Here is a 12196-nt window from a genome sequence, read left to right as displayed (position 1 = left end):
AGCCGGTGCGGTTGAAGGTCATGAGGTGGGTCTACCTGGCTTACGGTGAAGGGTGAGGGTTCAAGGGAAGATCATCGCTGGTGAGCGTGTTGTCGAAGAGACTCTCTCTCACCAGCGCTCTGCAGGCATCAGCAGACAGGGGGGAGCGCCATACGAAACTGAGATAGCCCGCGACATGGATGGGAATTCCTTCGACGGCGGTTCCATTCGTGCAGCGGCTGACTTCATCCCGCCAGTCCAAGTGTTCATGTGTCCGCTGTCCGTGCTGGAGGACATGCGGAAGTGGCGCGACAAGCAGCGCAATCAGCAGAAAACGCGCAACGCCACGTGCCTCGGCCATCAGCTGGATCAGTAGCCAGCTGATGAAGATGTACGGATAGAAAAAGTACCGCGGCCCAGCGTTGAACGGATCTAGCGGGTCGACCATCACCCGGCCTGTGCTCGCGACAATGGCCAGGAGCAAGCAGGCTGCAACCAGCGAGATGACGACGCCGTTTCGCCGCCGCTGCGCCATTGCATACACTGCGCAAACGAGCAGTGCCGCACACCCAATTCCGGCCGCCAGGGCTGGGGATGCTGAGTCGGGAGACCACCAGAAATAATTTCCAACAAACTTGCCAATCACGATCGGAATGCCAGGAAGCTGATATGGCTTACCGCTGGGCACTGTGTTCAGCACTACCAAGGCGGCCTGAACCACCGCCAACATGCCTGCGACGACCGCCAGGATCCATTCGGATCGCCGGCGAAGCCAGATCGCGCGAGCCAGATAGAGCGGGGCCAGAAAAATAATGAAGGGAGAGGACAGCGCACCAACGACGACCAGCGGCAGCCGGCATCGCAAGGAAGGAGCACGCTGTTCATCCCAGAATATTGGCATTACCGCCAAAAGCGACCCCCACCACAACGCGTACGCGGATGTAGTGAAAACTTCCGGGTCGGTAGGTACCGCGAGAACCGCAAACGCGCACAGCACGGGCGCGCGTAGCCGGGTCGGCGACATCGCGATGACCAGGATCACGATCAAGGTGAACAGTACGCATAGCAGCAGGCTGATCTCCGGCAGCCATCTGAAGGAAAGGCTGACGGCCGCCGCATTGATGAGCTTGTTCGGTATGAGGATGTAGCCAGCAACTGGTTCGAACAGCGTCTGCCAGCCGTACTTGACGAAGTGCGGTAGCAAGTCTCTACCATCCTCGACCCACACATATGGATTGCTGAACTGCGAAGGTCGCCGGAGGATGAGCGCAATGAGTGTCACTATGGACATGGCTGACGCTACGATCAGCGGACGACGCGCTCGCAAACCAGGCTGAGGCGCTCCTGGAGTTGAGAGTGAGCCGGTTCGCCGTATCAGTGGATACAGCATGGCCAGCAACAGCAAGGCAATGCTCACGGGTACCCATCCATCGTAACCAGCTGTGATGCCCACCCCGATCCAGCCGAACCCCTCCTTGGAACGATCGCTGAGAACAAGTTTGCTCTGCTGGGAGCGGAGCTGCTCCGGCAAGGTTATGGTCCAGGGCACCCACTCATCGCCGGCTCGGGGCAAGGCAACGGGATAGGTACTGCCGTCTGCGCCAACAAGCGACGCACTGATTCCCGGGGTGTCGCCATAGCCGGCAATCTGGACGGCGATTGATTGCGTTCCTGCTTTGATCGGCTCGACGATCAGGTCGGCGACATCGGCATTCTGTTCGTTGCAGAAGCTGATCGCCCGTGGTGAGGCGGAGGTGGCCTGTTTCAGAAAGTGGGAGTATGCCTGCGAACACCCGCCTGTAATGCCTCCACGGTAGCTGCGGTCAGTCATTCCAGCGAAGGCGATGGCCATGGCAGCCATTAAAAGCAGGACTTGAACCACTGCAACACGGTGATTTTTCAACGCGCCGATCAGGCTCTCGCTTCGCATTATGTTCATCGATATCGAATAGTGGCGTGGTGAGGTGCGGAGGTGGAGGGATGATCGGGCTGCGCCGCGACAAGGCTCAGCGTTTGAGGACAATGGTGCTGTAGCGCGGATCGCAGTAGCTCTCACGGATCGCTTCTTCAAACGGCGTCTGGGCTACGCCGAAGATGGCCTCGGTATCGACCCCCTTGAAGTCGTCGCCGGCGGACAGCGCTTTGAGCTGGTCGGCCGTAAACGGAGGCTTGCTGCTGAACACGCTGTACACCCGCAGCAGCAAGGCAAAGAAGCCGATGGGGATGTGCACGATCAACGTGCGCAGGTTCTTGACCTTCTTGATGGTGCGGATGATGTCCACGTAATCCACCCGGGTAGCGCCTACGATGTCGTAGGTTTCGCCACTGGGCTCGCGCGCGATGCATTGGGCGATACACCGGCAGAAGTCGCGCTCGTACAGTGGCTGGCGCATGAATCGGCCGTCGCCCGGGATCGGGAAGACGGGCGTGCGGGCCATGAAACGCGACAACCAACCCAGGTGCTTGGGATCGAACCAGCCGAACATCAGGGTGGGGCGCAGCACGCAGTGCGCAATGCTGCTGGCGCGCACCTGGGCTTCCTGCTGCTTCTTGGTTTCGGTGTAGTCATCGGTGGCCACCGAGTTGACCACCGAAGAACTGATATGAACCATGAAGGGCACCTGGTGCTGCGCGCACGCGGCAAGCACGCGTTCGGTCGCCTGCAAGTTGTTGCGATCAAACAGGGCGCGGAACTTACCGGTGATCTGAGCATGCAACTGCACCACCACGCGTGCACCGACAAAAGCGGCAGTCCACTCACCCGGTTCGGCGAGATCGGCCAGGATGGTCTTCACGTCCGGATGCAGGCGGCGCAGGATCGCGAGGTTGTGCTCATGTTTGTCGATCGCCACCAGCTGGGAGTACCCCTGCTGCTTCAATTCGACGATGAGGTTCTGCCCGACCAGGCCTGCGGCGCCGGTCAAGACGATCTTGTCACTCTTGTTTGCCATGGACGAACTCTGGAAATTTCGGGGGAAAGGGATCAGCGCTTGTACGCCACGACTAGGGCCTGTTTGCCGAGGAAGCGCCACGCCAATGGGATACGCAGGTACAGCGACACCAGCCACGGCGCCTGCGGCAGCCGGCTCTTGGTGGTGTAGGGAAGGAACCTGGGCACGACGACCTTGGGATCCAGTCCGGCCATCAGGACACCTTCGACCAGGCTACGATCGCTGAGCGCGGTGTGGTGGTCGAAGTAGTCCCAGTACTCGTCGTACAGGAAGCGGATGTTGGGCTGCAGAATGATCACGCGTCCGCCCGGGCGAAGCATGCGTGCACTTTCGCGCAGCGTCTGCAGGACGAGGTCCTTGCTCGGGAGGTGTTCAAGGAAGTTGCTCATGAAAACCGCATCGACGCTGCCGCTGGGGATGGAGCTCACCGCCGTGCAGGATTCGTTGATGATGCGGATACCGTCGGCAGCGAATTTGCGCACGTCCGGATTCAGGTCCACGGCAATCTTATGCGCGGCCGGAATGTTGTTGATGAACTCGCAATAGCCGGCACCGATGTCGACCACGGTCTCATTGGGACTGACGAAGCGGCTGAAATACTGACCGCACAGCACCTGCCAGATGCGGTTCTTGCTCGCAAGTTCCTGCGGCGAGAACCGGTGGCGGTAGAGGACGTCGAGATCCTGGTCGATATCGGGCATCGGACATGCTCCTGGGAAGTGGGAATGCAGAAAAAGAAGCGGATCAAGTCCACATGAAGCTGAGCGCAGCGCTGTGGGTGCAGCCTTGGCGCATCCTGCCGGCTACGGAGCGGGCGCACCGGCTGTGGCCCGGTGCATCCTCTGCATGCGCTTTGTCAGCCCCTTGGAGAGCATGGTAGGTCAATAGGGAGGGCCGGCGCAGCGCTTATCCCAACATAAATGGGGGGGGGCGGTCAGGCGCTGGCCACCTCCGCCAAGCGGGTACCGACCGCGATGCTCTCGTTGATGGAACGGTCCTCGGGGTAGTAGTAAGCCGTGTCGGCCATGAAGAAGCCTTCCAGCGGCGTCTTCATGGGCGGCAGCATGTCCTGGAACCCTGGCGGGCAGATGGTCTGGGCGTACTCATAACGGTGGCAATGGGTGGCCCGGATCCATTCCGGCTTGAACGCAGGATTGATCATCGGCAGGTAGCTGATGACCTCGTCGATGAGCTGCTGGTTGCTCCACTGCCACTTGGGGTGCGTCTTGGGCATGTAGTACGGGGCATAGACGATGTGTTCGCCCGGCCCGTTGCCTGGGTTGAGGTTGCTGTACTCGATCAGCCCAGGAATGGTGATCCGCTCATCGCTGATGTTCATCCAGAAGTTCTCGCTCACCGGTTTGGAGAGCTTGAGGATGACGCAGGCCACCGGGATGTTCTCGATTGCGCCGACCTGTGCGGCGAACGAGTCCGGCAAGCCCGGAACGAGTTTGGGCACGTACTGGATCGGTGCGGTGGAGACTACGCGGTCGTACGCGATGTGTCCGTCCCGGGTGACGATGCCGGTGACCTTGCCGTCGGTCGAGGCGACTTCCTCGATGGGCTGGGACAGCAGAATCCGGCCACCGAGTTTCTGCACGTGCGCCGCCATCTTCTGCAGCAGCACGGCCGAACCACCGTCCAGGTAGCCCATGCTTTCATTGAAAAGATTGCGCCGCGACAGGGCCACGCGCTTGATGCGGGTCCCAATCCAGGAGGCCGACAGGTCGTTCTGGTACTCGAAGAACTTCAGCGCAAAGGCCTTCTCCCACATCACCTTGTAGGCCTTTGGCCCGATCCAGCGGGTGATCCAGTCGCGCGCGTTCTCCTTGTCCAGCGCGCTCCAGTCCTGAATGCCCTTTGTATGCATCACGTGCAGGGCATAGCGGACCTTGTCGATCACACCAAGGTGCGGGAAGCCGAGCAACGCGAACGGGGTACCCCACTTGTGCAGCTTGCCTTCGTAGTAGTAGCCCATCTTGGTGTCGGTCCAGTGCAGGCGGTCGGACAGCTGCATTTCATCCAGCAGCTTGAACAACGGATAGTCGGTCTTACAAATGAAGTGGTAATAACGCTCGATGCGCAGGCCGTCGAAATCGAAATCGGCGGACATGCCGCCGATGCGATCGTCACGCTCGAAGATGTCGACCTGGTGGCCGCGCTTGAGCAGCTCCATGGCTGCCATGAGGCCCATGGGGCCGCTACCGATGATGGCGAATTTGCTCATTGAGGTTATGTCCCTTCGTTGCTGTTTTTTCGGCGTTGCAGCACATCTCGGCTCCAGCGCGGCGGTCGATCAGGTCCCAGCGTGTTCAAGCTGTGTGCCTGCTTGGGCGTGCAACCTGCGCTGTGGACGCTCGGCCTCGGCCTCGGCGGCGGTGTGTGGTGCCTGCAAGGGCGGCCTGTGTGGACTGGCCGTGCGATTGAGGACCGCCAGCAGCCCGCCGCACAACGCCACCGTCCCTGCGAGATAGCCGATCTGCATACTTGGCAGGAACGCCCGATCCAGGGCGTAGGCCTTCAGTGCCACGGCAATACTGGCTAGCCCAACGATGTAGAACAACACCTTACTAGTGCGTGCAAGGGTGACCAGGATCGCTGCCTGCATCAGCAGTCCGCCTGCATAGGCGCCCTGGTGGATGGAGGTGGCTCCCGCGTCAAACATCGCCACTATCCAGAACACCAGGACCAGCAGCACCGTGGCGAGGATTTTCAGCAGTTCAGTGAGGGCAGGATCGCACACCCCGCGTGCGCGGCTGCGCCAGTACAGCACCGCCAGACAGGGCGGCAGCAGCAAGGGCGAGGCGAACCACATCGAATAGAACAGGTGGAAGAAACTGACTTCGATGAAGGATGCAGTGGCGGACGCGCTGTGGTTCACCATGACTGAAAGCGCATCCACGGGTGCACTGAGGGCACCACGAGTGATGATCGTGATGTCGTGCAGGCGTGCATGCATCCACTGCGAAGGCGTCAGGTGCGAGTAGGCATCTACCAGGGCATGCAGTGCGCTTTCGGTGCTGGGTGGAACCTTGCCGGCGAAATGCCATTTTATGAGGCGATCACCGGGCGGATCGACGAAACGCTGGTAGGCGATCCAGGGCAGATAGCCTGCAAGGGCGATAGCGCCGGTGCGTGCCAGCATCACAAGGCCCGCGCGTCGGTACCATGCCAGTTGCATCAGCGAGGCGCCGACGAGGAAGAACAGGGCGCCACCGTGGGACAGCATCGCCATTGCAGCGGCGATACCGGCCTGGCCCCAACGTCGGGGCATCCCGCTTGCAGGGAAAAGGGCGCCGTAGTAGACGAGGCAGAACGCAGCTGCAAGCAGTTTGGGCCAGACAAACAAGGCGTTGACTAGCACCAGCGCGGACAGGCACAGCGCAAACAGGGTGAGCGTTCGAACCGATCTGCCGGCGAAACGATCCAGCAAGGCCGCTAGCGGGAGCAGGAACAGCGTCTGCGCCCAGGTCGAAATGCCTTGGTAGACCAGGCCATGTGCCTGAGGCCAAGCGTCGCGCACCATCAGGTACAGGCCGGCCTGCAGCGGGGGGCGGTCGCTGCTCAGCCAGTCGCCGATCATCGGAACGTCTAGGCGGCCCTGCGCGAGCATATCTCCGAACAGCATGGGCAGCCACGCGTCGATCGGGAGCGGGCGCCATCGGTCCGCACCTTCTGCATTTGGCATGCCAGTGCCATGGAACGGGAAGAGGCCGATCCATAGCACCAGTAGTGCCAGCAGCAACACCGGCAGCAGTTCCTTCTGGATACCTACAAGCTCGCCGAAGGTGCGGCCAGGGCGTCGTCCGGTCCGTAGGGCCCATGCAAACGGAAGCAACACTGCCGCGGCGGACACCACACTGCCGAGCACGGCGGAACCGACGAAGGCGATGAACACCAATAGCCAAATGCACCCTGCGGCAAGCAGCCCCGTGAGCGCCTGTTCGCGAGGTGTGCCGACGCGTGGCAGGCAGAATGACAAGACGGTCAGCCACGTATTGCCTAATAGCACCGCGAGCAGCAACGGAAGCAGGCCCTGTTTGAACGTGACTGCGAACGGGACAGTGGATGCCCCTAATCCGGCCCATCCGTACATACCGGTTGCGTCATCCTGAAGCACCACGCTGAACTCTTCCCGTGAAACTTCCTCCGGGATGGTGAGATTCACGCGCTGCCAGCTTTCCCGAGGAGTGGGCAGCGACAAGATGGGGGCGGTTCTGCCGGATTGACCGACCGCGTTCAAGTTGATGCCATGGACAGACGGGTAGCCGGTGAGCATCACCTCGATGTGGCGGGTACCGGCAGGATAAGGCTGGGTCTGTATTCTACCGGTCCAGTCATCCCCGCCGTCGCAGCGTGTTATGCGTCCTTGGACGGATGCATCACTTGGCAGAAGGGGAAAGGTCGATGGAGAGCAGCCACCTTGCGTCGCCCGCGCAGGATCCGGCGTTGGGCTGCAGCCGGCCAGCATAAACACGCAGACCAGCAGTGCTAGACAGGGCGCGCCGAGCATCTTTTTGATCCTGGCCCGCGACACGCCACGTCCATCGGCAGCGGCGGATGCGCCGGTGCCACCGCTGTTGTGCAGTGCTGTCATGTCAGAGCGAGATTCTGCGAAAAACAAACTCAGGAATGTTCTTGATCACCATCATGATCGCCCACCAGAAACCCGGCAGGTAGGCCACCGCGCGGCGTCGGTCGGAGGCGCGCACGATACCCTGCGCCACCTTGTCTGCCGAAGCCCACAGTGCGCCTTTCTTGAAGGCCTGCGTCATCGGGGTATCGACGAAGCCGGGCTTGATGGTCAGCACGTTGATGCCCAGCTTGCCCAGGCGCTGGCCTTGTCCGCTGAGGAACGCGGTAACCGCCGCCTTGGCGCTGCCATACAGGTAGTTGCTGGCGCGGCCGCGGTCGCCGGCGACGGAGGAGATCACCGCCAGGTTGCTGCCCGCCGCCAGGCGCTGGGCGAGTGCGGTGCACAGCGCGATGGTGGAGGTGCCATTGGTGATGAATTCGCGCATGGCCAGGTCCACCGACTGGTCGCAGGCGGCCTGGTCGGGCAGGGTGCCGTGGGCGATCAGTACCGTGTCGATGCCACCACTGGCGGCCCAGGCGGCGTCGAGCATAGCTGCGTGACCGGCCAGGTCGTTGACGTCCAGCGCATAGGCGTCCACCTGGTGGGCGCCGCGCACGCGGAGGTCGGCGGCGATTGCGTCCAGGCGGTTCGCATTGCGGCCGACCAGGAAAATCGTGCTGGCGCGGGCGGCGTACAGCCGTGCCACCGCTTCAGCGATGGCGGAGGTGGCGCCGATGATCAGAACCTTTTGCATGCTTACTCCATGACCCGGCGCCAGAAGCCGGACGAAAAACGGGGATCAATATGGTGGGAGAAGGCCTCCCAGGCCGGGAAAGCTTGTCGGAACAGGGCACCGGACATGCGCGCATCCTTGGCCGGGTATACCGCCCCTCCCGCCTCGGCGACGATGTGGTCGAGCCGCTCCAGCATCCTGAACAGGTCAGGCCCGGTGTTCGGGAAGTCCAGTGCCAGCGTCGTGCCCGGGCGCGGGAAGGAAAGCATACCCGGTGCCGGGGCATCCCCGAATTCCTTCAGGACCGCCAGGAACGAGCCGCGCCCGCTGCGCGAGATTTCCGACAGCAGGGCGGCGGTGGCGTCGCGCGCGGTTTCCGGCGGCAGCACGCATTGGTGCTGCAGGAAGCCGGCCGGGCCATACATCCGGTTCCAGTCGTTGATGCCATCCAGCGGGTAGAAGTAGCTCTGGTAGTGCGACAGGTGGCGCTTGCGACGGCCGGGCTGGCGCCAGTAGTACAGGGTATTGAACGGGCGCAGGGTCAGGCCGTTGACCATCGAGACCGGCGGCACGAACGGGATGCTGCGGCGGGGCATCGCGCTGGGCGTGGCCGCCCGCGGGTCGCCCCGGGCATGGTCGCCGCGCAGGAAGTGGCCGCGCCCGAGCTGCTTGCCGGTGGCCAGGCAATCGATCCACGCCACGGTGTATTCGAAGCCCGCGGCTGAGTCGCGCGAGAGCGTGAAGAACTCGTCCAGCGAGTCGAAACGGATGGACTCGGTTTCGATCCACGGGCCGGGCACGCGCCGCAACTGCAGTTCGGCCCAGGTGATCAAGCCGGTCAGGCCCAAGCCGCCGATGGTGGCGACAAACAGCCCGGTGGCGTCTTCGGCATCCAGTGTGATCCGTTGGCCGTCGCTGCGCAGCAGCTCCAAACCCCGCAGGTGGTGGCCGAAACTGCCGGCCCGGTGATGGTTTTTGCCGTGCACATCGTTGGCGATCGCCCCGCCTACCGTGGCGTAGCGGGTGCCGGGCGTGACCGGCAGGAACCAGCCCTGCGGCAGTGCCACCTCGATGATTTCGGCCAGCGTCACGCCAGCCTCGCAACGCACGATGCCGGTTGCGGGGTCGAACGCGATGAACCTGTCCAGCGACCGCGCCATCAACAGCGTGCCGCCCGGGTTGAGACAACTGTCGCCATAACTGCGCCCATTGCCATGGGGCAGCATCAGGCCATCGACGGCCGGCAGCAGGGCAGCACGGTCGGTGACCGGCGCCAGCTGCTGTGCCGCCCGGGGGTAACGCCCCCAGGACTGGCCGCCGGCAGACCTCATATCGCGGCCAGCACGATCACCACGCCCAGCGCGATGACCATCTGGCTGCCACGGTCGGTGGCGGCGAATACGATCGGGTCATCGTGCATGTCGCCGCGATGGGACACGATCCACATGCGGCTGATCCAGTACAGCAGGATCGGGCACAACAGCCACAACACCTTGGGATGCCGGTACAGTTCCAGACTCTCGGGGCTGTTGATGTACAGCGCGAACACAAGCACACCGATGTAACCGGCGGCCGCGCCCAGCGACTGCACCAGCGGCAGGTCGGCGACCGAGTAGCCGCGTCCGATCGCCATCTCCTTGCCATTGGCCAAGGCGGCGGCCAGCTCGGTGTAGCGCTTGAGCATGGCCAGGCTGAGGAAGACGAACATCGAGAACGCCAGCAGCCAGAACGACAGTTCCGAGCCGATCGCCACGGTGCCGCCGATGATGCGCACTGTGTACAGCGCCGCCAGCAGCACCACGTCGATCATGACGATGCGCTTAAGCTGCAGCGAATAGCCGAGCGTCATCACGTAGTAGCACAGCAGGACCAACGCAAATGACGGGCTGCACAGCAGGGCCAGCGCAAACCCGGCCAGCGTGAGCAGTGGCGCCACCAACAGGCCGTGCAGCAGCGGCAGTGTGCCGGCCGCGAATGGACGTTTGCGCTTGCGCGGGTGCATCCGGTCGGGGGTGAGGTCGAGCAGGTCGTTGAGCAGATACACGCCCGAAGCACACAGACCAAAGGCCAGAAACGCCGTGCCGGCATCCACCAATGCGGTAGGGTCCAGGAAACGGTGCGCGGTCAGCAGCGGCACCAGCACCAGCAGGTTCTTCAACCACTGATAGATGCGCAGCGCCTTGATCCAGGTCAGCAGGCCCCCATTCTGCGCGGGCAGGTGCGCCAGCACCTCGGTGCGCTTGGCCGCGTCACGGGCCAGGCCCGTGCCGTTGTTGACCACGATGGCGCCGCCGGCGTGGGCCCAGACCTGCAGGTCGACCCGGCCATTGCCCATGTAGTCGAAGCCGCGCTCACCAAAGCGTTCGGCCAGGGCCTTGCCCTTGTTGTGGCCCGACAGATTGGTGTGGCCGTCGCTGGCCATCACCTCCTCGAACAGGCCCAGATGGTCGGCGATGGGCTGCACCAGCATCTGGTCCGACGCCGTGCACAGCACGCGCGGCCGCTGCGTGGTGGTCCGCAGAATCTCCAGCACGCGCTCGTCGTAGGGCAGGGTCTCGGCAGGCAGCTGCACACGGGATGCGAGCTGGCGCTTGACCGCCGCCTTGCCACCGAGCAGCCAGAACGGGATCAGGAACAGATACAGCGGGTTGCGGGCGAGCAGGGCGAGGAGCGATTCATAGAGGATGTCGCTGCGCAGCAGCGTGCCGTCCAGGTCCACGCAGAGGGCACGATGTTCAATGGCCAAGATTTAGGACTCCGGCGGTTGTGGGCACGTTGTGCATGGAAAAAGCAGTTTTTTCGTCCAAGGAAATCAACCTTCTGGGGCGGTGATCCAGTCACCGCATCCCGTGGCGGCTGGACGACAGTTCAAGACTGAGCATGGCCAGCATGCCCACTGCGACGGCCATCCAGAGGCTGACCAGGCGGATACCGACGGCAGCGGCCAGTGCCACATCGAGCGAGGTTCCCAATGCCCCCAACATCACCACGATGGCCGCTTCGGTGGTGCCCACGCCGCCCGGCACGAAAGATACCGCACCTGCCAGCATCGCGACCGGATAGATGCCCAGCGCATGCTGCCAAGCAAGGGGTATGCCCATCGCGTAGCACAGGTAGGCGAACGCGGCTGCGGTAAGGGACCAGGCGAGCACACCCTGGGCGATTCCTGGGGCGAGGGTGCGCAGGCGCAGTAGCGGACCGGCATCCCTGGCGCCACTGAGGAGAAAGTTGGCAAGGTGACGGACCCGTTTGCCCGGCAGTCGGGCCGCGACGCTGTTCAGGGTGGCCTGCAGCCACGGCCAGGCAACGGCCAGGCACAGCGCCAGAAGGAACCCCAGCACGACGCCGACCAGCAGGCCAAACGCCGGGATCAGTGTGGCCGCACCCAGCCCGAGGAAGACAATGACCAGCAGATCGAGCCCGCGCTCGTAGATGAAGGTGCCCAGTACCGTCCTGGGCGGCACCTGGAACATCCCGAAATAGCGGATCCGCAGCAGCTCCCCGGCCTTGCCAGGGGATGCGGTAAAGGCGAAGCCGGCCAAGTACGCGCGCAGGCCGGCCCACCATGGAAACTCACGATGCCCTTGGGTCGACAGAGCGGCATGCCAGCGCTGGTAGCGGACCGCGAAACTGAGCAGCACCAGTACCGCGCATACGGCCAGAGGGCCGGACAGGTCCACCAGTCTCGACAGGATCCCGGTGCCGCGGTCCAGATAAACCAACAGCGCCAGATAGCCGGCGCCGATGACGAGCAGAAAAGCGACCGAGTGCTTCCGCTTGGTGTCCGGATCGAGTGCGAGGGGGCTATCGTGAAGCGGGCGCATGGGTCGGAGCTCCGCTTTCTGGCAGCTGCTGTTCGAACCGACAATTGTACCGAAAACGGGTGTCGTTTTTGAAACAAATTGGCTGGACGGGGCGCATCATTGCCCCAGATCCCTGGCATTCGTCTTATCCAGT

9 protein-coding genes are annotated in these 12196 nt (G+C 63.0%); all 9 read right to left on the bottom strand.

Annotated elements, in window-relative coordinates:
- Positions 1 to 40 precede the first annotated feature (40 nt).
- Complete coding sequence (locus EDF74_RS17155) at positions 41 to 1909, bottom strand: hypothetical protein (protein ID WP_123731245.1); 1869 nt, start codon at positions 1907 to 1909, stop codon at positions 41 to 43.
- Between the two features lie 76 nt (positions 1910 to 1985).
- Complete coding sequence (locus EDF74_RS17150; protein WP_123731244.1) at positions 1986 to 2930, bottom strand: NAD-dependent epimerase/dehydratase family protein; 945 nt, start codon at positions 2928 to 2930, stop codon at positions 1986 to 1988.
- Between the two features lie 32 nt (positions 2931 to 2962).
- Positions 2963 to 3631 carry a class I SAM-dependent methyltransferase gene (locus EDF74_RS17145; protein ID WP_123731243.1) on the bottom strand — a complete coding sequence of 223 codons (669 nt, stop codon included), beginning with the start codon at positions 3629 to 3631 and terminating at the stop codon, positions 2963 to 2965.
- Between the two features lie 233 nt (positions 3632 to 3864).
- The gene (locus EDF74_RS17140) at positions 3865 to 5157 is read right to left on the bottom strand and encodes an NAD(P)/FAD-dependent oxidoreductase (protein ID WP_123731242.1); all 1293 of its coding nucleotides are present in this window, start codon (positions 5155 to 5157) and stop codon (positions 3865 to 3867) included.
- 69 nt (positions 5158 to 5226) lie between these two features.
- Positions 5227 to 7527 (bottom strand): hypothetical protein, encoded by a 2301-nt coding sequence (locus EDF74_RS17135; RefSeq protein WP_148045971.1) that lies wholly within the window; start codon positions 7525 to 7527, stop codon positions 5227 to 5229.
- A gap of 1 nt (position 7528) precedes the next feature.
- On the bottom strand, positions 7529 to 8260 hold the full coding sequence (locus tag EDF74_RS17130) for an SDR family oxidoreductase (protein ID WP_123731240.1): 732 nt from the start codon (positions 8258 to 8260) through the stop codon (positions 7529 to 7531).
- 2 nt (positions 8261 to 8262) lie between these two features.
- On the bottom strand, positions 8263 to 9570 hold the full coding sequence (locus EDF74_RS17125) for an FAD-binding oxidoreductase (protein WP_123731239.1): 1308 nt from the start codon (positions 9568 to 9570) through the stop codon (positions 8263 to 8265).
- Positions 9567 to 10958 (bottom strand): UbiA family prenyltransferase, encoded by a 1392-nt coding sequence (locus tag EDF74_RS17120; RefSeq protein WP_123731238.1) that lies wholly within the window; start codon positions 10956 to 10958, stop codon positions 9567 to 9569. Before EDF74_RS17120 ends, EDF74_RS17125 begins: the two co-directional genes overlap by 4 nt.
- Positions 10959 to 11076: 118 nt before the next feature.
- Positions 11077 to 12063 (bottom strand): lysylphosphatidylglycerol synthase transmembrane domain-containing protein, encoded by a 987-nt coding sequence (locus tag EDF74_RS17115; RefSeq protein ID WP_184997357.1) that lies wholly within the window; start codon positions 12061 to 12063, stop codon positions 11077 to 11079.
- Between the last annotated feature and the right edge of the window lie 133 nt (positions 12064 to 12196).

This window comes from Stenotrophomonas rhizophila (assembly GCF_003751305.1).
GTDB classification, from domain to species: domain Bacteria; phylum Pseudomonadota; class Gammaproteobacteria; order Xanthomonadales; family Xanthomonadaceae; genus Stenotrophomonas; species Stenotrophomonas rhizophila_B.
This window is presented reverse-complemented; position numbering and strand designations above follow the sequence as displayed.